Source organism: Rathayibacter sp. AY1D2 (assembly GCF_002932695.1).
Taxonomy (GTDB): Bacteria; Actinomycetota; Actinomycetes; order Actinomycetales; family Microbacteriaceae; genus Rathayibacter.
In genome coordinates this window covers 1-18,764 of record NZ_PSVX01000066.1, presented here as the reverse complement: position 1 = coordinate 18,764, position 18,764 = coordinate 1, and the positions used below count along the sequence as shown (strand labels likewise).

Below are 18,764 nucleotides of genomic sequence, written 5' to 3'. Positions count from 1 at the left end.
CACGCCGTGATTAGCCGCCCGGGACCCCGCAACGGCAGGACCGCTCATTGAGAAACGCGACCAGATCGCCCCGTAAGGACATGCCGGCAAGGTCGTTCACGGCGCACCGCACCCTCAACGGAAGGACCCTGCGTGCCCCAACTCTGGGCCGGTATCGACGCCGGCAAGACCGAACACCACTGCGTCGTCATCGACGCCAACGGAACCAAGCTGCTCTCCCAACGGTTCAAGAACCGAGAAACGGCGATCCTGACCCTGATGGGAGACGTCGCCTCCCTGCCAGGCGGCACCGACGTCGCCTGGGCAACGGACCTCAACCACGGCGGGACAGGGCTGCTGCAGACGCTCCTGCACTCGCATGCGCAGCCGCTGTTCTACATCTCAGGCCGCGTCGTGCATCACGCCTCGGGCGCCTACCGCGGCGAAGCCAAAACAGACGCGAAGGACGCGGTCATCATCGCCGACCAAGCGCGGACCCGGCGAGACGTGACGCTGATGCGCCAGGCCGACGAGGTCACGGCGGAACTGCGCCTGCTCTCGGCGCGACGAGAAGACCTGGTGCACGATCGCACCCGCGCCGTGAATCGCCTGCGCGCCATCCTGGTCCACTACTTTCCGTCGCTCGAGGGGGCATTCAACTACGCGACGACCAGGGGACCTCTGGTGCTGCTCACCCGGTACGCGACCCCCGGTGCGATCCGGCGCATGGGGGAGAGCCGGCTGGCGGCGTGGTTGAAGGGACAGGGCTGCTGGAAATCCGCGGCGGTCGCGAAGACGGCGGTGGAAGCCGCGCGCGAGCAGACATCGGTCGTCGTGGGGGAGGGGGCAGCGGCTCGGCTGGTGAGCCGGTCCGCGCGTGATCTCCTCCGCATCCGCGACGAGGTCGCCGAGCTCGACGGGGAGATCGAAGCCGCTTTGCAGGACAGCAGATCCGCGGATCTTCTGGTGTCGATTCCTGGGTTCGGGCGCAGGCTCGCCGCGGATTTCCTTGCCGCGACCGGTACTGACCTCGCCGCGTTCGAGACGCCCGACCGGTTGGCCAGCTTCGCGGGTCTCGCTCCCGTGCCGCGGGACTCCGGGAAGATCTCCGGCAACCATCACCGGCCACGTCGCTATGACCGGCGGCTGTTGAACGCCTGCTTCCAGGCGGCGTTCATCGCGTCGAGGAACTGCCCGGTCTCGCGCTCGTTCTACGATCGGAAACGCCAGGAGGGGAAGTCGCACAAGCAGGCTCTGATCGCTCTCGCCCGGCGCCGTATGAACGTCATCTGGGCGATCTTCCGTGACCAGACGACCTTCAACCCCACCCCGCCCCGGCCGAACGATCCCGTCACCCCGCTTCTGCAGCACGGTCCAGAGTCGCCATCGAGGAGCAGACCCACCATCGCCCTTGCGGCCGCCTGACGCGTCTAGGTGAGGAGTTCGGTCTGGATCCGGGCGGCGACGGCCTCGCGGAGGGGGCGGACGTTCTCGGTGCTCCAGTCGGTCGGGTCGGGGAACTTCCACTCCAGGAATCGGCCGGTCGGCGTTGCGGGGAGGGTGAGGCCGGGCTTCATGGTGATGACGATGTCCGCGTTCTCGAGGTCCTCGACGGTGACGGCGCGGGGGATGTGGTTCCTGATGTCGAGGCCGAGCTCGGCGACGGTCGCAGCGATCGCGGGGTTCACCGTCTCGGCGGGGGAGAGACCGGCGGAGGTGGCGGTGTAGCGGTCGCCGGCGAGGACTTCGAGCAGGCCTGCGCCGAGTTGGGAGCGGCCGGCGTTGTGCTGGCAGAGGAAGAGGACGGTGGGCTTCTCGGTCATGCGGGGATGCTGCTTCCGGTGGTGGTGCGGGTCCAGGTCTGGGTGGCGATCTGCACGGCGTCCCAGGGGGAGCCGAGCGGGGGTGTGTAGGAGAGGTCGAGGTCGGAGACCTGCTCGACGGTGAGCCCGGCGAACAGGGCGGTCGCGTACGTGTCGACGCGCTTGGCGGTCTCGGTGCCGAGGCGTCCGACGAGCTGCGCGCCGAGCAGACGTCCGTCGCGGGTGTCGCCGGTGATGCGGATCGTGATGGGCTGCGCGCCCGGGTAGTAGCGCTTGTGGTCGTCCGCGACCGCGCTCGTCGTCGCCGGCGCGAAGCCCGCGGCGAGGGCCTCGTGCTCGCGAAGGCCGGTGCGGGAGGCGACGAGGTCGAAGACCTTCACGACCTGCGTGCCGACCGAGCCGGCGAACCGGGCATCGCCGCCGAGAGCGTTCTCGCCGGCCACCCGTCCCTGCTTGTGGGCCGTGGTGCCCAGCGGCAGGTAGGTGCTGCCGAGCAGACGGTGGTGCGTGGTCACTCCGTCGCCTGCCGCGAACACGTGCGGCAGGCCCGTGCGCATCGCCTCGTCGACGACGACCGCGCGGCCGGCGCCGAGAGACGCTCCGGCGCGGGCGAGCAGGTCGGTGTTCGGCTTCACGCCGACGACGAGGAGGACGACGTCAGCGGTGCGGGTGAGAGGTGTGCCGTCGTGGTCGGCGTGCACGGCGAGGCCGGTGGCGGTCTTCTCGATCGAGGCGACGGTGGTGCGGGTGAGAACCTCGACGCCGCGCTCGGTCAGTTCGGTGTGGACGAGGGCGCCGAGTTCGGGGTCGAGGGTGGAGAGCACTTCCGGGCCGCGCTGGAGCTGGGTGACTCGGAGGCCGCGGACGGTGAGGGCTTCGGCCATCTCGAGGCCGACGTAGCCGGCGCCGACGATGATCGCGGTCTGCGGGTTTCGACTGTCGAGGAACCGCTCGAGCGCGAAGGTGTCGCCCATCGAGTGCAGCACGTGCACTCCGTCCTCCGGCCCCAGTGCGTCCACTCCCGCGATGCCGGCGGAGGAGGCGAGGGCGCCGGTGCCGACGATCAGCTCGTCGTACCCGATCCGGTCGAGCGAGCAGTCGGGGGTGCGGACGGTGAGCTGCTGCCCGGCGACGTCGATGTCCGTCGCGAAGGTGTCCAGGCGCAGGGTCATGCCGGTGGCTTCGAGATCGGCGTGGCTGCGGTGCGCAAGCGACTGCCATGGCTGCACCTCGCGGGAGAAGTAGTACGGGATCCCGCAGATGGAGAAGTTCGGGTACGAGTCGGCGACGACGACGGTCACGTCGACGGACGGGTCGAGCTCGCGGGCGCGCAGCGCGGCGGAGATCCCCGCGTCGCTGCCGCCGATAGCGACGAGATGCATCAGATGGGCCTTTCGAATCAGACGTGTGAAGAGGTCGAGGTGGCCGGGACCACAAGGTCCCCGGCGGCCCGGGCGGCGCCCGGGAAGAGGAACACGGCGATGCCGACGCCGATCGCGGCGCCGACAAGCTGCGCAGCGACGAACGGCAGGACGGAGGCGGGGGCGATGCCGGCGAAGGTGTCGGTGAAGACGCGGCCGAGAGTCACGGCGGGATTCGCGAACGAGGTCGAGGACGTGAACCAGTACGCGGCACCGATGTACGCGCCGACCGCGGCCGCCGCGAGCGGGCCTCGGTGCGTACGGGCGAGGGAGAGGATCACGAGGACCAGGCCCGCGGTGGCGACGACCTCCCCGAGCAGGTGCCCGGCAGTGACCCGCTCCGTCGTCGCGATCGAGGACGGGATTTCGAACATCGCATTCGCGAGGACCGCGCCGCCGATGCCTCCGAGCAGCTGCGCGCCCACGAACACCGCCAGCTCCCGCCCCAGCAGGCCGGTGCGGTCGCGACGACCGAGGACCGCGTCCACGGCGGAGACGAGCGGATTGAAGTGCGCCCCCGACACCGGGCCGAGAGTGAGGATCAGCACCGCCAGCCCCAGCGCGGTCGCGAGGGAGTTCTCCAGCAGTTGCAGACCGACGTCGTCCGGGGAGAGCGTCTGAGCGGCGATGCCGGAGCCGACGACGATCGCCACGAGCAGACCGGTGCCGAGGAACTCGGCCACGGCCCGACGAGCGAGCGGAGGAGGGGAAGTGGTGTCCATGTCGTCGGCCATCTTGACCGCTCACGATCACTCAGTCAAGATTGAGTCAATGAACACCGAGCGAACCGAACTCGAAGCGCGCGCCGCCCGGCACGCCGCCCTCAGCGACCCCGCGCGCCTGCGGATCACCGACCTGCTCACCCTCGGAGACCTCGCGCCGCGGGAGCTGCAGGACCGTCTTGGGATGCCCTCGAACCTCGTCGCGCACCACCTCGCCGTCCTCGAGCGCGAAGGCATGATCCTCCGTCGCCGCTCGGAGGCGGACCGGCGCCGCAGCTACGTCCATCTGATCCCCGGGGCGTTCGACCAGCTCGGGCCCTCGACCACCGCCGCAGCGCGGCGAGTGCTGTTCGTGTGCACCGCGAACTCCGCCCGCTCCAAGCTCGCCGCGCAGCTCTGGGCGCAGCGCAGCCCCATCCCCGTCGCCTCCGCCGGCACCCACCCGGCCGCCGCGGTGGCCGCCGGAGCGATTGCGACCGCCGAACGCCACGGCCTCCCGCTACCCGAAGGAGCCCCGCAGCAGCTCGCGGACGTCGCCGCCGACACAGACCTCGTGATCACCGTCTGCGACGCCGCGCACGAGGAACTCGGCTCGGACGCGCTGCACTGGTCGATCCCCGACCCGGTACCTGCCGGCACGGATGCCGCGTTCGATGCGGCCTACGACGAGCTCGCCGCGCGCGTCGACGCTCTCGCGGCGAGGGTCACGGCCGCCTGATCAGACGCGGGTGAGCATCCCGGCGAGGGAGTCGAGCGCGCCGGGGACGAGGGAGAAGTACGCCCACGTGCCGCGCTTCTCGCGGGCCAGGATCCCGGCGTCCACGAGGATCTTCAAGTGGTGCGACACGGTCGGCTGACTCAGCCCGACCGGCTCCGTGAAGTCGCACACGCACACCTCGCCCGAGCTGCTCGACGCCACGATCGACACCAGGCGGAGCCTCGCCGGATCCGCCATCGCCTTCAACGCTCGCGCCAGCAGCTCCGCGCCCTCGGCGCTCAGCGGCTCGCGCGCGAGCGGCGCGCAGCACGCGGCCGCCGCCGCGGTGAGAGTCAGCTCGGTCGTCGCCATGCCTCCACCCTCCCACACATTGACAGCCATCGATATGCCGGGGCAGACTCGATCCATCGATGACCGTCGATGTTGAGGAGTGCACCTGATGACCCTGCTGCTGACCGTCCCGCCCCGCACCGACGAGCGCCGCCTCACCGGCCTGCCCGTCGCCGTCATCGGCGCCGGCCCCGTGGGTCTCGCCGCCGCCGCGCAGCTGCTCGAGCGCGGCCTCGACGTCATCGTCTACGAGGCGGGTGAGAGCGCAGGTGCCGCTGTGCAGCAGTGGGGTCACACTCGCTTGTTCTCCCCGTGGGAGTTCCTGGTCGACGCGGCCGCCGGGCGCCTGCTCGACGCCGCCGGCTGGGAGGCCCCCGCAGCGAAGAAGCTGCCCACCGGGCACGAGTTCGTCCGCGACTACCTCGCTCCTCTCGCCGCGACCCCGGAGCTCGCCCCGGTCATCCGCTACCGCTCCCGTGTCACCGCCGTCTCTCGTGAGGGCATGGATCGCACCCGCTCCACCGGCCGCGCTGCGACCCCGTTCCTGCTGCGCCTGGACACTCCGGAGGGCGCCGTCGACGTCACCGCGCGCGCGGTCATCGACACCTCCGGCACCTACTCCACGCCCAACGCGCTCGCCTCCGCGGGCCTTGACCCAATCGGTGTCCTTGATGTCGCGGAGCACCTCAGCCACGCACTGCCGGACGTGCTCGGTGCGGACCGTGCCCGGTTCGCCGGGAAAAGCGTCCTCGTCGTCGGCGCCGGCCACTCCGCCGCGAACACCCTGATCAAGCTCGCTCGACTCGCCCGCGAGGAACCGGAGACGAGGATCACGTGGGCGATCCGCGGCACGAGCCCGGTGCGCGTCTTCGGCTCCGGCGACGACGAGCTCGAGGAGCGCGGCAAGCTCGGCGGCACCGTCCACCAGCTCGTCCGCGACGGCGCGATCACCCTCCTGGACCGCTTCGAAATCGACCGCCTCGAGAAGACCCCCTCCGGCGGCGTCACGGTGATGGGGCGCCGCCGGAAGGAGCGCGAGAGCGTGGAAGTCGATGTCGTGGTGCAGGCCACCGGGTTCCGGCCCGACCTCGACATGCTGCGCGAGATCCGCGTCTCCCTGGACGAGATCGTGGAAGCACCCCGCGCCCTCGCCTCGCTCATCGACCCGAACCTGCACTCCTGCGGCACCGTCGACCCCCACGGCGTCGCGGAACTCGCCCACCCCGAGCCGAACTTCTTCATCGCCGGGATGAAGTCGTACGGCCGTGCGCCGACCTTCCTGCTCGCCACCGGCTACGAGCAGGTCCGCTCCATCGCGGACGAACTCGCCGGCGATCACGCCGCCGCCCGGCGCGTCCAGCTCGTGCTCCCCGAAACCGGCGTCTGCTCCACCGACATCGGATCCGCCGGAGGGAGCTGCTGCTCATGACCGCGATCCGGCCGATGACCCCCGGAGACTGGGCGGCGGTCGAGACGATCTACCGCGAGGGGATCGCGACCGGGCACGCCACCTTCGAGGCCGAACCGCCCACGCGGGAGGCGTTCGACGCGGGGAAGCTCGACGTCGGGCGCCTGGTCGCCGTCGACGGAGAACAGATCCTCGGCTGGGCCGCGTTGTCGAAGGTCTCGGCCCGCCCCGTCTACCGGGGCGTGGTCGAGCACTCCGTCTACATCGCCGCCGCTGCACGTGGCCGCGGCGTCGGATCGAGGCTGCTGGCCGCGCTCATCGCCGCGGCGGACGACGCGGACCTGTGGACGATCCAGTCGAGCATCTTCCCCGAGAACACCGCCAGTCTCGCCCTCCACGACCGCGCTGGATTCCGGCGTGTGGGCATCCGGGAGCGCATCGCGCAGATGACGTACGGGCCGGAGGCTGGCCGCTGGCGCGACACGATCCTCATCGAGCGGCGGCGCCCGTGACGCCGTGACTCGTCCAGGATCCGCGTGTATCGTGATCGTCACAACGGGCCGGTTCCCGGAACGTTGCCAGCCGAAGACCCCGCCTAGCGGGGTCTTCGTTTTTAAGGCGTCCAGATCCGGTCGTGCGACGTCGACGCGTCGATCAGAGCGCCCAGGCGCGTCATCGTCGCCGCGGACTTCGGGTGCGTCTCCGTCACCGTCTGCCGACGCCGGTGCAGGTAGATCGCGAGGTCGGCCGCCTGCACCCCGGCGGCGTTCCTCGAGGACGCGAACTGGATCGGGGAGGAAATCAGGTTAAGGCGGCTCGTCAGGTAGCCCGGCGTGCCCAGTGACCGGTAGCTCTCGAACTGCCGCCGGTGCTCCTCCTGCGTCGCGATCTCGTCGGCGACGACGATCACCTCCTCGGTATCGAAGGAGAAGACGTCACGGCGGTACTCGTTCACCCGCTCGAGCAGGTGCTGCAGCACGATCTTGTGCGGCTGCTCCGGGTACCGGTACCGGGCGTTCAGGCGCTTCACGTCCACGCCCCGGAACAGGTAGCGGACTTCTGCCTCCTGCGCGATGCGCAGCGCGGCCGCGTAGATGCCCGCCGCCTCACGATGCTTCCCGCGCAGAGGAGCCCACTCGCCGGCGCCGCCCATCAGCTCGTGCCCGTGAAACTCGACATCCGCCGGCACCCCGTGATCCGCGGCGATCTGCTCCCGGAGAGCGGCGTAGCCGTGCTCGAGCTGCTCCCACTTCTCCTGTGTCGTCACGGCAGCGCCGATGAAGTAGAAGTCCTGTGTGTAGGACTCGTCCAGGTACGCGATCAGCACCCCGTCATCATGTCAGCGACCCCCGCCACCACTGGCGGCAGAACAGCCCGGACGGGCCGCTCCGGACAGCTCAAAGGCGCGAGCATGTCGCAGGAACACACATGCTCGGGGTGCATGGAGAGCACCCGATCGATCGGCTGTCACCGCTTGCGCGCGTCGGCGTCGAGGGTCTGCTGGAGAAGTCGGAGAGCCTTAGGTCCTACCCCATGGAGGGTCGCGAGGTGGTCCAGGCCCACCCGCCGCAGGTCGTCCGCATCGTGCACGCCCGCTTCCTCGAGCGCGCGGGAGGCCGGGGCGCCGATGGCGGGTAGCTGTCGAGACGGTTCCATAAGTCCGACCCTACGAACCGAACTGCTGCCCCGATAGCCGATGTCATCGCTCACCTCGGCACGCCTGCGCCAGGCTGCGGCGCTACTGCGGTCGTGTTCGTTCGCCTCATCCCACGGATCGCAGCGGATCGAACTGCCGTGAAGCCGTCGAAGGACAAGCGGGAACGCTTAGCCAGGGCGCCGGTATCCCGCTGCGTCGAGGACCGCCGGCGTCATTCAGGGCGGGTTGCGCACTTGAACGTCAGGAGCGGACGAGCCGCGCGATGGCGTCGGAGGCTTCTTGCAGCTTGATCTTCGCTTCGTCGCCGCCGGCTGCGGCGGCCTCGAGGACGCAGTGGTTCAGGTGGTCGTTCAGGAGACCGAGCGCGACGGACTCGAGGGCGCTGGTCATCGCGGAGATCTGGGTGAGGATCTTGATGCAGTACTGCTCGTCTTCAACCATGTTCTGCAGGCCGCGAGCCTGCCCCTCGATGCGGCGAAGGCGGCGGAGGTACTGGTCCTTGTCGGAGATGTAGCCGTGGGCGCCGGTGATGTCGGTCTGCTCGCTCGTCTGCTCGGTCACGGTGTCCTCATCCCCCGGGTGCTGGTGCAGCTCGTCCGCTGCTGCGCGGGGCGGACGGGTACGGAGGGGGTTTTCAGCCGCTCCGGCTGCTTTCTGCATACTCTAGGGGGGTATGCATGGGCGTCCCTTCTGATGCCCTCGGACGAGTGACGAGCAGTGTCGGAGGTGTGGATCATGAGCGACAGCGTCGTTTCTAAGCTGTCCGCGCCGCTGATGCGCGCGGTGGTCGTGGTGCTGACGTTGGCGGCTCTGCTGCTGGGCGTGTTCGCGATGCACTCGATGATGGGCAGCCATTCCGACGCGTCTGTGTCCGCAGGACACACGCATGCGCAGACCGATGCTCACGCCGACCCGGTAGCTGCGTCGACAGGCGGGATGGCTCTCGTGGCTGGCGCCGATCAGGGCGCGGTCGTGCCGATGGTGCCGTGTGATGACAGTTGCGCGATGGGGTGCGCTCTGATGGCGGCGACGTGCGTCATCGTCTTCTTCCTCGCGTCCCTGATCCTCCTGGCCCGGGTGCCGGCGCTGTTCGCGCGCGTGCTCGACGCGGGTCCGCGTCTTCTGCTGCTCGTTCCGCGCGCGAAGTTCCATGTGTATCTGCCGTCGTTGACGGTGTTGTCGATCAGTCGCACCTGATTCGCCTGTCGTCGCAGCGTCCGCTGCGACCTCATCACCCCGCCCGCAGGGCGCGGTTCCGGCGATTCCTGCTACCGACTGAACGGATACGACACTCATGAACAACAAGCGCACTCTTCTCGCCTCGACTCTCGCTCTGGCGACCGCAATTACTCTGGCCGCCTGCTCGGACAGCTCCGGCACGGGCGGCATGGAGGGGATGGACCACAGCAGCTCCTCCTCGTCCGCGTCCGCGTCGCCGTCTTCGACTGCTGCGGCGGAGGCGGACTTCAACGATCAGGACGTGATGTTCGCGCAGATGATGAAGCCCCACCACGAGCAGGCGGTGGAGATGGCCGACATGATCCTCGCGAAGGACGGCATCAGCACCGACGTCACCGACCTCGCGACCCAGATCAAGGAAGCGCAGGGTCCGGAGATCGCGCAGCTCGAGGAGTGGATCAGCGCGTGGGGCGCTGAGGACTCGATGTCGGGCATGGATCACAGCATGGACGGGATGATGTCCGACGAGGACATGTCCTCGCTGGAGAGCGCGACCGGCGCCGAGGCGGAGACGCTGTTCCTCGAGCAGATGATGATGCACCACGAGGGCGCCGTGGAGATGGCGCAGACCGAGGTCGACGAGGGCCAGAACGCGGACGCCATCGACATGGCGAACACGATCGTGCAGACCCAGACCGAGGAGATCGCAACCATGCAGGATCTCCTCGCGTCCCGCTGACCCGTCTTTCTGACGCCCCTTCCCCCTCCTGGGCAGGCGGAGCGCTGCTGCGTCGCGCCCGTGCGCGCTACCGCCGCGCCCCGGTGGGGGTCGCCGTACCTGGCGATCCCCACCCTCTACTTCTTCGCGCCCTCTGAGGGCGCTCGAACCAGAAACGTCCCCCTATGCACCGCCTTCCTCTTCACCCCCGTCCGCTTCGCTCGGGAGTCGCCCGGTGAGCGCCGCGTCGACGCCGACGAGCGACCCGCGCCGCCGCGACGTGCACCGCACCCGAACCCGCACCCGCGATGCCTCCCCGCGGCAGGCTGCGCTCACGCTCGGACGCCGGGTGACGTACACGGCGCCCTCGCGAGCCGACGCGCAGGCGTTGCAGCACGCCGCCCGCGTCGCGGCCCGCCCGCGCCCGGCCCCGCCGGGCACGGCCACGATGCGGCCGCGCCTGGCTGGGATGTCCGCGATGACTCTCGTCACGATGATCGCGGTGACCTCCTCCATGCCCGCGTTCGCCGTCGACGGCACCCCGACCAAGACCACGACCCTGGCCGTCAGCGAGGCGCAGCCGCAGACGTTCGTCGCGGCCGGCGCGGTGCAGCTCACCGTCACCCGGGACACGTTCGGCGCGGAAGCCAAACCCGAGGTGCTGGTGACCGCCGCCGTCGCCACGGAACTCGTGGACGACGCATCAGAAGAGTCCGCCGCATCCACTGAGGACAGCGAGGTCGCGTCCGCTACCTGGCGGGTGCCGGTCGCGGGGCGCATCTCGAGCACGTTCGGTCCTCGCCCGGATGCCCCGGTCGCGGGCGTGAGCGCGTTCCACAAGGGCACCGACCTCGCCGCCCCCTGCGGAACCCCGGTGGTCGCAGCGACTGGCGGCACGGTCGAGGAAGCCGGCTACGCCGGCAGCTACGGCAACTGGATCCTGCTGGCGAGCAGCGACGGCATCGAGACCGGCTACGCGCACAACAGCGACCTGCTCGTGGACGTGGGTGACACGGTCGCCGCCGGCGACCTGATCGCTCTCGTGGGCTCCACCGGCGCCTCCTCCGGCTGTCACCTGCACTTTGAAACGCGCGTGGACGGGAGCCCCGTGGACCCGGAAGGCTTCATGAGCGATCTGGGTGTCGGCCTTGGCTGAGCATTGCGGGCACCGCTCGCGCCGCACGCGGCGTCTCGCCGTCATCGTCGGCGCCGCCGTGACGGTGGCGCTGCTCACCGGCTGCGTTTCGTCAGGCCGCGTGGAGACGGGCGCGCTCGTGGCCGCGCCGGCAGGGTTGGAGCACGTGCACGGGCTGGGCTGGGATCCGGTGACCGGGCTCACCTACGCGGCTGCGCACTCGGGAGTGTGGGTGATCCCCACCGACACCCTCCCGGACACCTACCCGGCCAGCCCCACCCCGACCGACGACGAAGCGGGCGGAGGGCCGGTCGCCGGCCGGGCGCAGGACACGATGGGGTTCACGATCACCCCGGAGGGAGTGTTCTACGCCTCCGGGCATCCCGACCCCGCCGACAGGTCCGCGCCAGGACCCAACCTGGGTCTGATCCGCAGCATCGATGCGGCCGCGACCTGGGAGCCGGTGTCCCTGAGTGGGGAGACGGATTTCCACGACCTCGCGACCGTCGCTCTCACCGATGCGGCGACCCGCGTGTACGGGTACGACGCGAGCCGCGGCGTCATCCTCCGCAGCGACGACTCCGGCGCCGCATGGACCCCGTCTGCGCAACTGCCGCTGCGCGATCTGACCGTGGACCCCGAGCGTCCCGACCGGGTGTTCGCGACGACCGAGACGGGCTTACAGGTCAGCGAGGACGCCGCGGTCACGTTCCGGCCCGTCTCCGGCGCGCCCGCCCTGTTCCTCGTGGACGGCAGTGCCGGCGGGCAGCTGGTCGGTGTCGACGTCGACGGGACGTTGTGGACGGGAACTCTCGAGGGCTCCTGGCAGAGCCACGGAACCCTCGAGGGGCAGCCGGAGGCGTTCGCGCTCGTCGACGGCGAAGAACAGTGGGTCCTTGCCGCCGACGAGCGCGGAGTGGTCGCCTCCGGCGACTACGGGCGCACCTGGACGGTACTGCGGCCCTCCTCGTGACGGACTGGGCTGGTGTCGCGTTCGCGCGCGGCGCGGGTGCTGGCCTGCGGGGACAGCTCCAGGCGGCGCAGCAGCTGCGCGTTCACGGCGACGACGACCGTGGACGCGGACATCAGCAGAGCCCCGACCGACATCGGCAGCACGAACCCGATCGGCGCGAGCACTCCCGCGGCCAGGGGGACGGAGAGGAGGTTGTAGCCGGCCGCCCACCACAGGTTCTGCTTCATCTTCCGGTAGCTGGCCCGGGACAGCTCGATCACGGACAGCACCGACCGGGGGTCATCGGAGGCCAGGATCACCCCGGCGGATGCGATCGCGACATCGGTGCCTGCGCCGATCGCGATTCCCACGTCGGCCTGCGCGAGAGCGGGAGCGTCGTTGACGCCGTCACCGACCATCGCGACCCGTCGGCCCTCGCGCTGCAACTCGATGACCTTCGCGGCCTTGTCCTCCGGCTTCACGCCGGCGAACACCCGGTCGATGCCGAGCTCCTCGCCCACGGTGCGGGCGACCGCTTCCGCGTCGCCGGTGATCATGACCACCTGCACGCCGATCGCGTGCAGCGCGTCGACAGCCTGCCGGGACTCCTCCCGCACCTCATCCGCGAGCCCGAGAGCCCCGATGACCCGACCGCCGGCGAGGACGTGGAGGATGATCATCCCCTCCGCCTCCCACGCGCGCGTCTGCTCGAGCGCGGCAGCGTCGTGCGCGCGCAGCATCGACGGACCGCCCACGCTCACCGCACGCCCCTCGACCTGCGCCGTGACGCCGACAGCGGTCGACGCCTGGAAACCGGTCGCTGCCGGCACCCGCACGCCGCGGCTGTTCGCGGCTGCCACGATCGCCCGAGCGAGAGGGTGCTCACTGTCCGCCTCGACCGCCGCAGCGACCGCGAGCAGCTGCTCCTCGTTCACCCCGTCGACAGTGTGCACGGCGGCGAGCGTCGGCTCGCCCTTGGTCAGGGTGCCCGTCTTGTCGAACAGGACCGTGGTCACCGTGCGCATGCTCTCCAACGCGAGACGGTCCTTGACGAGGACGCCGCCCTTCGCGGCCCGCTCGGTCGCGATGGACACCACCAGCGGGATCGCGAGTCCCAGCGCGTGCGGGCACGCGATGACCAGAACCGTGATGGTGCGGATCACCGCCTCGTCGGGACTGCCCAGCAGCGACCACACGATCGCGGTGATCACTCCCGCGCCCAACGCGAACCAGAACAACCACCCGGCGGCAACATCAGCGATGCGCTGCGCCCGGGAGGACGAGTTCTGCGCCTCCGTGACCAGGCGCTGGATGCCGGCGAGAGCGGTGTCGTCGCCGACGGCCGTCACCTCCACCCGCAACGCCGTGTCCGTGGCGACCGTGCCGGCCACGACCATCGATCCCGGGCCGCGACTGACCGGGCGGGACTCCCCGGTGATCATCGACTCATCCACGTCCGCGGTGCCCTCCAGCACCCGGCCGTCCGCCGGCACCCGGCCGCCGGGACGCACGACCACGACATCCCCCTGCACCAGGTCCGCGGGAGACACCTTCTCCACCTCACCCTCGCGCACCCGCTCCGCCTCATCCGGCAGCAGCGCCGCGAGAGAGTCCAGCGCCGAGGACGTCTGCGCGAGAGAGCGCATCTCGATCCAGTGCCCGAGCAGCATGATCACGATCAGCAGCGCCAGCTCCCACCAGAAGTCCAGCTCGTGATCCAGCAGCCCCGCGCTCGCACCCCACGACGCGAGGAACGCGACCGTGATCGCCAGAGCGATCAGCAGCATCATCCCCGGCGTCCTCGAGCGCAGCTCCGACACCGCCCCCTGCAGGAAGGGCCGGCCGCCCCAGACGTACATCACCGTCCCGAGCACCGGCGAGATCCAGCCGACCCCCGCAACGTCGGGGAGGGAGTAGCCCAGGATCATCGAGAACATGCCGCTGAACACGACCACCGGCACCGCGAACACCAGCATGATCCAGAACAACCGCCGGAACTGGCCGACATGATCGCCGTGGCCGCCGTGGCCGCCGTGGCCGCCGTGGCCGCCGTGGCCGGCAGCGCCCGCCGTCATGTTGTGGCCTGCGTGAGGATCAGGCGCTCCGCGCATCTGGTGCCCGGCGTGCCCGTCAGGGGCCGTACTCACGTGATGACCTGTCCTTCCCGCGTCGACGTCGCGTGCTTCGACGGTGCGGTGAGCACTCTCGTGCTCGTCATCGTGCAGGTGGTGCTGCGCCATCATGACTCCTTCCGGCCGCTTCCGGCCTGATCCGACGGTATACCCCCCGGGGGTATCAGACAACGGGGTGATCGGGCGGAAGATTCCCGACTTGACCGAAGATGTCGGGGCAGGGGCAACGCACCACATCGATACGGGATGGGTTGGGCGGGTGCCTAGGCTGAGCGCATGAGTGACTCCAACCCGTCTGGCACGCCGTCGCCCGTCCCGGAGCGCCCCCGCTGGGTGAAGGTGTTCATGGTCGTCGTCGTCGTCCTCGCGATCGGCTTCATCGTCGTGCACCTGCTCACCGGCGGCGGGGCGCAGATGATGAATCACTGATGATGCTCGGCCCGCGAGCTCGCCGAGTCGCCCTCACCGTCCACGTCCTGGTGTCCGTGGGCTGGTTCGGCGCGGTGGGCGCGTTCCTCGCGATCGCGCTCGTCGGAGCGACCAGCAGCGACCCCTTCACGGTCCGAAGCGCCTACTTGGCGTTGGACCCGCTGGGGACGTTCGTCATCATCCCGTTCGCCCTCGCCTCCCTCGCCACCGGAATCCTGCAAGGCCTCGGAACGCACTGGGGACTGGTGCGCCACTACTGGGTGGCGATCAAGCTGTGGCTGAGTGTCTTCGCAACCGCAGTCCTCCTGCTGCACACGCGCCTCATCGAGACGATGTCCCTCGCCGCCCGCCACGGGCTCATCCCCTCCACGCTCGAGGGAACCCGCACGCAACTGGTCGTCGCGACCGCCGGCGGCGCCGTCGTTCTCGTGGTTATCACCGCCCTGTCCGTCCTCAAGCCTCGCGGCCGCACCCGGCTCGGGCTGAGAGCAACCCGAACGACCTGACCGGCGTTGAGTTCCGGCGTGTCAGCGCCGAGACAATGAGGAGGCGCGGGGGTGATCGCTGCCCGGGCGCAGCGCTATCCAGAGCCCGCACCGCCGGCACACGTACGCGGCGCCATCGTTGAGTGCGTGAACCTGACGTCGACGGCGGGCCCGTCCGCAGCAGGAACAGGTGACGGAGGAATCAGGGTTCACAGGCAGCGATCGCTTCCACGAGCTGCTCCGTCGTCGGAAGACCCGCCAGCCCGCTCGGCGTGAAGTAGATCCGACAGGCAAGATCCGTGGTCCGCCCGCCCGACGGGAACAGGTCTTCCCCGTCGAGGGTGATCGTCGGGGAACCCGCGAAAGCGACGCCGGCGGCGTCCTCCGGTGTCGCCAGAAGCCGGTAGGTGACGGGGATGTCGGAGTGGCCGGTGGACTTCAGCGCCTGGTCCAGGCGAGGGCCGACGTCCTTCCAGTTCGGGCAGTCGTCGATGTGAAGAACCTCGATCATCATTCTCCGATCATCCTCCCGCCGTGCGCGTCGCACCCGAGGAGAGCACTTCTGAGGTTGAGGGTGTCTGCCCCGGAACATCGATCGTCAGCCCGCTCGTGGCTCGCCTGTCGGCGCCCGCTCTAGTCATCGTCATCGTCGTCTTCTACGAGCTCGCCTTCCCAGGCCTCGCGTCCCTCGTGAATGGCGAAGAGAGCGATGACGAACCCTGCAACCGGGTCAAGCCACGCGGCTCCAGTGAGGGCGTAGAGGACGAGCCCGACGAGGGTGGAGACGCTCAACAGCACGCAGATCCGAGTCTCCGCTGCGTCCGCGAGGATCAGGGGGTCTCCGAGCCTCTTCCCGACACGCGTTTTCACCGCCGCAAGGACCGGCATGACGATGATCGAGAGGATCAGGAGCACGATGCTGACCGGGGAGGACTCGGGAGCGTCACCCGCGATCAGGCTGCGGATGCCCTCGATGCTCACGTAGGCGGCGAGGAGGAAGAACGTCACGGCGACGAACTTCAACGTGCGCCGCTCCTTCGCTTCGTCCGCCTCACCATGCCGCAGCCGCGCCGCCAGGCGCAGCCCTACCAGCACGGCGGCGATCGACTCGATGCCGGAGTCGATGCCGAACCCGATCACGGACACGAGTCCCGCGGCGATACCGGCCGCGATCGCGACGATGCCCTCGATGACGTTGTAGGCGACGGTGAACTGCGCCAGGCGCAGCCCGCGTCGGGTCAGCTGTTCGGTCTCGGCGGGGGTGAGTGCGCTCATTCGGTGGTCCTCTCGGGGCGGGGGTGACGGGTCAGATGGGGAGGACGAATCCGTTGATCAGGTTCTGGAGGCGGTAGATCAACTGGGTCCACAGGCCGCTGACCATGGCGGTGCCGATGAGGATGAGTAGCCCTCCGCCGAGGAGGTTGATGGTGCGGATGTGGCGTTTGAGGAAGCTGGTCGCGGTGGCGGCCCAGGAGAATCCGAGGGCGATCAGCAGGAACGGCAGTCCCAGGCCCAGGCAGTACAGCAGGCCGAGGAACGCGCCGCGGCCGGCGGAGGCGCCGTCCAGGCTCAGCGCGGAGATCGCGGCGAGGGTGGGCCCGAAGCAGGGTGTCCAGCCGAGCCCGAACACCACACCGAGCAGGGGTGCTCCGGCGAGTCCGGTCGCGGGTTTCCAGCGGGGGCGGATGGTGCGTTGCAGGAACCGGACCTGCCCGATGAACACGACGCCCATGAGGATCACGAGCACTCCGAGGATGCGGGTGACGGTGTCCTGCCATTCGAGCAGCCATGTCCCGAGGGCGCCGAACGCGGCGCCGTAGGCGATGAAGACGACGGCGAAACCGGCGATGAACAGGCCCACTCCGGCGACGAGGCGGCGCCGGCTGCCTGTGGCGAGGTCGGGGTTTCCGCCGATGTAGGCGAGGTAGCCGGGGACGAGGGGGAGCACGCACGGGGACGCGAACGAGACGAGGCCGGCGAGGACCGCGATGGGCGCGGCGAGCAGGAGTTGGCCGCTGAACACAGCCTCTCCCCAGTTCACGAGGCCGCCTCCGCGATGGTGTCCGCGATGAGGGTGTCGAGGATGGAGCGGGCGGTGACCCGGCCGAGGATCCGCGCGGCGGGTCGGCCGTCGACGTCGAGCACGAGGGTGGTAGGGACGGCGTTCGCGGCGAACTTCCCAGAGAACGCGAGGGCCACGGCGGCGTCGGTATCGATGATCGAGGGGTAGGTGATGCCGTAGGTGTTCGCGAACGAGGTGGCGGTGTCGGCTTGGTCGCGAACGTTGACACCGAGAAACGCCGCTCCGTTCCCGTCGTACTGCTCGTGCAGCGCTTGCAGGTCGGGTGCTTCGGCGCGGCAGGGGGCGCAGGCGGCGTACCAGAAGTTCACGACGAGCACCTGCCCGCGGTAATCCTCGGAGCTGATCGCGTCGCCCGTTTCGCTCGTTCCGGCGAAGTCGACCGGCTCGCCGCGGCTGCCGACAGGCCATTCGATGACGGTGCCGTCACCGGCGACGTAGTTCTTGTTCGACCCGCCGCGGTACTGCTCCGCGAGGTCGTCCCGCGCGCATCCGCTGGTCCCGATGCCGATCATCGCGAGCGGGGGAAGGGCCAGCAGGGCGCGGCGGCTGAGGGCGCTCACGAGGCGAGAGCGGCGTCGAGAGCGGCCTGGATGTCTTCGAGGCGTTCGAGCTGGATCGCCTCGTCGTTGACGAAGATCGTCGGCGTGCCCTGCACCCCCAGGTCCTTGCCCGCCTCGAAATCAAAGCGCACCCGCTCGAGCGTCGACGGGTCGGCCACATCCGCGTCGTACTGCTCCAGGTCGAGGCCGATCTCCTCCGCGAAGCCGCGGAACACGTCGGCCTTGGAGTCTTGGCTCTCGCCCCAGCTCGCCTGCGTCTGGAACATCCGGTCGTACATCTCCTCGAACCGGTCCTGCCGCGCTGCTGCCTCGACGGCGAGAGCGGCATTCTCGGAGTTGCGATGCGAGGGAATCGGGAAGTAGCGGGTCGCGAAGGTGACCCGGCCTGCGTACTCCTCACGCAGCTGCTCGATGGTCGGGTAGACGGCCGCGCAGACCTCGCACTCGAAGTCGAGGAACTCGACCAGCGTCACCTTCCCGTCCTCCGCCTGATCGAGCATGTGGGTGTTCTGCTCGAGGACGGGCGTCGCGGCGGCGACCTCTTCGCGGGAGGCGGAGAAGGGCCGGAAGATCGCGATCGCGGCGATGACCGCGACGACGAAGACAGCCGCGGCGATGGCGATCAGGTTGACCTTGGTGCTGGTTTTCACGGGTGGTGCTTTCTGTCAGGCCGGTGGTCGGCAGAAACAAGGGGACGGCGCCGTGATCCGGCGAACGGTGAGGCTCAGGGCTGCGCCTCGATCAGGTTTCGCTCGTCTGTGGTTGGGGCGCGTCCGCTCTGCCGAAGACCTGCAGGAGGGCCCAGCCGGCGATGCCGCAGGTGGTGAAGATGTCGGCGACGTTGAAGATCGCGAACCAGTCGACCGCGATGAAGTCGACGACCTCTCCGCCCAGCGGCGTGTCCGCGGCTCGGCTGATGCGGTCCCAGATGTTCCCTGCGCCACCGCCGGCGGCGAGAGCGAGAAGTGCCGGTCCACCCAGCGGAGCCCCGCGGATGGTCCGCACGAACACCCACACCGTGAGGGTCACAAGA

General features: G+C 69.7%; 24 protein-coding genes. 11 read left to right on the top strand and 13 right to left on the bottom strand.

Translation table 11 applies throughout. From position 1 onward, the window contains the following. Window positions 1-132: 132 nt before the first annotated feature. Window positions 133-1,404: an IS110 family transposase gene (locus tag C5D04_RS15105; RefSeq protein ID WP_235577278.1), complete on the top strand. Its 1,272-nt coding sequence runs from the start codon at window positions 133-135 to the stop codon at window positions 1,402-1,404. A 5-nt stretch (window positions 1,405-1,409) separates the two neighbouring features. On the opposite strand, the gene C5D04_RS15100 is transcribed toward C5D04_RS15105, so the two are convergent. From C5D04_RS15100 to C5D04_RS15090, 3 genes are read right to left on the bottom strand one after another with little or no spacing between them, the layout of a single operon-like run. After that, window positions 1,410-1,802, bottom strand: a complete 393-nt coding sequence (locus tag C5D04_RS15100) for a low molecular weight phosphatase family protein (RefSeq protein WP_055794495.1) — start codon at window positions 1,800-1,802, stop codon at window positions 1,410-1,412. After that, the gene (locus C5D04_RS15095) at window positions 1,799-3,184 is read right to left on the bottom strand and encodes an FAD-dependent oxidoreductase (RefSeq protein WP_104347945.1); all 1,386 of its coding nucleotides are present in this window, start codon (window positions 3,182-3,184) and stop codon (window positions 1,799-1,801) included. Before C5D04_RS15095 ends, C5D04_RS15100 begins: the two co-directional genes overlap by 4 nt. Before the next feature lie 17 nt (window positions 3,185-3,201). Then, the gene (locus C5D04_RS15090) at window positions 3,202-3,945 is read right to left on the bottom strand and encodes an MIP/aquaporin family protein (protein ID WP_181028834.1); all 744 of its coding nucleotides are present in this window, start codon (window positions 3,943-3,945) and stop codon (window positions 3,202-3,204) included. A gap of 49 nt (window positions 3,946-3,994) precedes the next feature. Here C5D04_RS15090 and C5D04_RS15085 point away from each other — a divergent pair, with 49 nt between their 5' ends. Continuing rightward, window positions 3,995-4,663, top strand: coding sequence for a helix-turn-helix domain-containing protein (locus C5D04_RS15085; RefSeq protein ID WP_055794490.1), 669 nt, complete (start codon window positions 3,995-3,997; stop codon window positions 4,661-4,663). On the opposite strand, the gene C5D04_RS15080 is transcribed toward C5D04_RS15085, so the two are convergent. Further along, complete coding sequence (locus C5D04_RS15080) at window positions 4,664-5,014, bottom strand: helix-turn-helix transcriptional regulator (protein ID WP_055794488.1); 351 nt, start codon at window positions 5,012-5,014, stop codon at window positions 4,664-4,666. It abuts the gene before it with no gap. 88 nt (window positions 5,015-5,102) lie between these two features. Between C5D04_RS15080 and C5D04_RS15075 the strand changes: the two genes are divergently transcribed. Continuing rightward, window positions 5,103-6,422: an FAD-dependent oxidoreductase gene (locus tag C5D04_RS15075; protein ID WP_055794485.1), complete on the top strand. Its 1,320-nt coding sequence runs from the start codon at window positions 5,103-5,105 to the stop codon at window positions 6,420-6,422. Beyond that, complete coding sequence (locus C5D04_RS15070) at window positions 6,419-6,913, top strand: GNAT family N-acetyltransferase (RefSeq protein ID WP_055794483.1); 495 nt, start codon at window positions 6,419-6,421, stop codon at window positions 6,911-6,913. Before C5D04_RS15075 ends, C5D04_RS15070 begins: the two co-directional genes overlap by 4 nt. 101 nt (window positions 6,914-7,014) lie before the next feature. Here the strand turns inward: C5D04_RS15070 and C5D04_RS15065 are convergent, their stop codons facing one another. Next, window positions 7,015-7,728: a DUF3800 domain-containing protein gene (locus tag C5D04_RS15065; protein WP_055794482.1), complete on the bottom strand. Its 714-nt coding sequence runs from the start codon at window positions 7,726-7,728 to the stop codon at window positions 7,015-7,017. Between the two features lie 101 nt (window positions 7,729-7,829). On the opposite strand from C5D04_RS15065, the gene C5D04_RS18370 reads away from it, so the two are divergent. Beyond that, window positions 7,830-8,039 (top strand): hypothetical protein, encoded by a 210-nt coding sequence (locus tag C5D04_RS18370; protein WP_055794480.1) that lies wholly within the window; start codon window positions 7,830-7,832, stop codon window positions 8,037-8,039. A gap of 259 nt (window positions 8,040-8,298) precedes the next feature. Here C5D04_RS18370 and C5D04_RS15055 read toward each other — a convergent pair whose 3' ends face one another. Beyond that, window positions 8,299-8,619, bottom strand: a complete 321-nt coding sequence (locus tag C5D04_RS15055; protein ID WP_055794478.1) for a metal-sensitive transcriptional regulator — start codon at window positions 8,617-8,619, stop codon at window positions 8,299-8,301. Between the two features lie 174 nt (window positions 8,620-8,793). On the opposite strand from C5D04_RS15055, the gene C5D04_RS15050 reads away from it, so the two are divergent. The 4 genes from C5D04_RS15050 to C5D04_RS15035 all read left to right on the top strand — a co-directional run bounded on the left by C5D04_RS15050 (window position 8,794) and on the right by C5D04_RS15035 (window position 12,063). Next, window positions 8,794-9,255: a hypothetical protein gene (locus tag C5D04_RS15050; protein WP_146078443.1), complete on the top strand. Its 462-nt coding sequence runs from the start codon at window positions 8,794-8,796 to the stop codon at window positions 9,253-9,255. A 97-nt stretch (window positions 9,256-9,352) separates the two neighbouring features. Further along, on the top strand, window positions 9,353-9,976 hold the full coding sequence (locus tag C5D04_RS15045) for a DUF305 domain-containing protein (RefSeq protein WP_104257772.1): 624 nt from the start codon (window positions 9,353-9,355) through the stop codon (window positions 9,974-9,976). Between the two features lie 472 nt (window positions 9,977-10,448). Then, a complete protein-coding gene (locus C5D04_RS15040) occupies window positions 10,449-11,111 on the top strand; it encodes a M23 family metallopeptidase (RefSeq protein ID WP_146078442.1) in 663 nt (220 codons plus the stop codon). After that, window positions 11,095-12,063, top strand: a complete 969-nt coding sequence (locus C5D04_RS15035; protein ID WP_055794471.1) for a F510_1955 family glycosylhydrolase — start codon at window positions 11,095-11,097, stop codon at window positions 12,061-12,063. Before C5D04_RS15040 ends, C5D04_RS15035 begins: the two co-directional genes overlap by 17 nt. Here the strand turns inward: C5D04_RS15035 and C5D04_RS15030 are convergent. After that, window positions 12,024-14,117 (bottom strand): heavy metal translocating P-type ATPase, encoded by a 2,094-nt coding sequence (locus C5D04_RS15030; RefSeq protein WP_374954080.1) that lies wholly within the window; start codon window positions 14,115-14,117, stop codon window positions 12,024-12,026. The genes C5D04_RS15035 and C5D04_RS15030 overlap by 40 nt on opposite strands. 333 nt (window positions 14,118-14,450) lie before the next feature. Between C5D04_RS15030 and C5D04_RS18365 the strand changes: the two genes are divergently transcribed. After that, complete coding sequence (locus C5D04_RS18365) at window positions 14,451-14,603, top strand: hypothetical protein (protein WP_157603228.1); 153 nt, start codon at window positions 14,451-14,453, stop codon at window positions 14,601-14,603. Then, the gene (locus C5D04_RS15025; protein ID WP_219812359.1) at window positions 14,603-15,109 is read left to right on the top strand and encodes a DUF2269 domain-containing protein; all 507 of its coding nucleotides are present in this window, start codon (window positions 14,603-14,605) and stop codon (window positions 15,107-15,109) included. The genes C5D04_RS18365 and C5D04_RS15025 overlap by 1 nt, the downstream gene beginning before the upstream one ends. A 181-nt stretch (window positions 15,110-15,290) precedes the next feature. On the opposite strand, the gene C5D04_RS15020 is transcribed toward C5D04_RS15025, so the two are convergent. The 6 genes from C5D04_RS15020 to C5D04_RS14995 form a co-directional block, all read right to left on the bottom strand. Then, a complete protein-coding gene (locus tag C5D04_RS15020; protein WP_104347944.1) occupies window positions 15,291-15,602 on the bottom strand; it encodes a thioredoxin family protein in 312 nt (103 codons plus the stop codon). 119 nt (window positions 15,603-15,721) lie between these two features. Beyond that, the gene (locus tag C5D04_RS15015; protein ID WP_055794460.1) at window positions 15,722-16,363 is read right to left on the bottom strand and encodes a cation diffusion facilitator family transporter; all 642 of its coding nucleotides are present in this window, start codon (window positions 16,361-16,363) and stop codon (window positions 15,722-15,724) included. A 31-nt stretch (window positions 16,364-16,394) separates the two neighbouring features. Further along, window positions 16,395-17,111 carry a cytochrome c biogenesis CcdA family protein gene (locus C5D04_RS15010; protein ID WP_374952936.1) on the bottom strand — a complete coding sequence of 239 codons (717 nt, stop codon included), beginning with the start codon at window positions 17,109-17,111 and terminating at the stop codon, window positions 16,395-16,397. Window positions 17,112-17,125: 14 nt separating this feature from the next. Beyond that, window positions 17,126-17,731, bottom strand: a complete 606-nt coding sequence (locus C5D04_RS15005; RefSeq protein WP_104233615.1) for a TlpA disulfide reductase family protein — start codon at window positions 17,729-17,731, stop codon at window positions 17,126-17,128. Continuing rightward, on the bottom strand, window positions 17,728-18,381 hold the full coding sequence (locus C5D04_RS15000) for a thioredoxin domain-containing protein (RefSeq protein ID WP_082481720.1): 654 nt from the start codon (window positions 18,379-18,381) through the stop codon (window positions 17,728-17,730). The genes C5D04_RS15005 and C5D04_RS15000 overlap by 4 nt, the downstream gene beginning before the upstream one ends. Window positions 18,382-18,472: 91 nt before the next feature. Continuing rightward, the coding region (locus C5D04_RS14995; protein WP_181130046.1) for a signal peptidase II at window positions 18,473-18,764 on the bottom strand (292 nt) is incomplete at its 5' end.

Excerpts from the sequence above, each read along its gene's own strand:
- C5D04_RS15100 (WP_055794495.1), bottom strand. The coding sequence starts at position 1,802 with ATGACCGAGAAGCCCACCGTCCTCTTCCTCTGCCAGCACAACGCCGGC.
- C5D04_RS15095 (WP_104347945.1), bottom strand. The coding sequence starts at position 3,184 with ATGCATCTCGTCGCTATCGGCGGCAGCGACGCGGGGATCTCCGCCGCG.
- C5D04_RS15090 (WP_181028834.1), bottom strand. The coding sequence starts at position 3,945 with ATGGACACCACTTCCCCTCCTCCGCTCGCTCGTCGGGCCGTGGCCGAG.
- C5D04_RS15085 (WP_055794490.1), top strand. The coding sequence starts at position 3,995 with ATGAACACCGAGCGAACCGAACTCGAAGCGCGCGCCGCCCGGCACGCC.
- C5D04_RS15080 (WP_055794488.1), bottom strand. The coding sequence starts at position 5,014 with ATGGCGACGACCGAGCTGACTCTCACCGCGGCGGCGGCCGCGTGCTGC.
- C5D04_RS15075 (WP_055794485.1), top strand. The coding sequence starts at position 5,103 with ATGACCCTGCTGCTGACCGTCCCGCCCCGCACCGACGAGCGCCGCCTC.
- C5D04_RS15070 (WP_055794483.1), top strand. The coding sequence starts at position 6,419 with ATGACCGCGATCCGGCCGATGACCCCCGGAGACTGGGCGGCGGTCGAG.
- C5D04_RS18370 (WP_055794480.1), top strand. The coding sequence starts at position 7,830 with ATGCTCGGGGTGCATGGAGAGCACCCGATCGATCGGCTGTCACCGCTT.
- C5D04_RS15050 (WP_146078443.1), top strand. The coding sequence starts at position 8,794 with ATGAGCGACAGCGTCGTTTCTAAGCTGTCCGCGCCGCTGATGCGCGCG.
- C5D04_RS15045 (WP_104257772.1), top strand. The coding sequence starts at position 9,353 with ATGAACAACAAGCGCACTCTTCTCGCCTCGACTCTCGCTCTGGCGACC.
- C5D04_RS15040 (WP_146078442.1), top strand. The coding sequence starts at position 10,449 with ATGATCGCGGTGACCTCCTCCATGCCCGCGTTCGCCGTCGACGGCACC.
- C5D04_RS15030 (WP_374954080.1), bottom strand. The coding sequence starts at position 14,117 with ATGACGGCGGGCGCTGCCGGCCACGGCGGCCACGGCGGCCACGGCGGC.
- C5D04_RS18365 (WP_157603228.1), top strand. The coding sequence starts at position 14,451 with ATGAGTGACTCCAACCCGTCTGGCACGCCGTCGCCCGTCCCGGAGCGC.
- C5D04_RS15025 (WP_219812359.1), top strand. The coding sequence starts at position 14,603 with ATGATGCTCGGCCCGCGAGCTCGCCGAGTCGCCCTCACCGTCCACGTC.
- C5D04_RS15020 (WP_104347944.1), bottom strand. The coding sequence starts at position 15,602 with ATGATGATCGAGGTTCTTCACATCGACGACTGCCCGAACTGGAAGGAC.
- C5D04_RS15015 (WP_055794460.1), bottom strand. The coding sequence starts at position 16,363 with ATGAGCGCACTCACCCCCGCCGAGACCGAACAGCTGACCCGACGCGGG.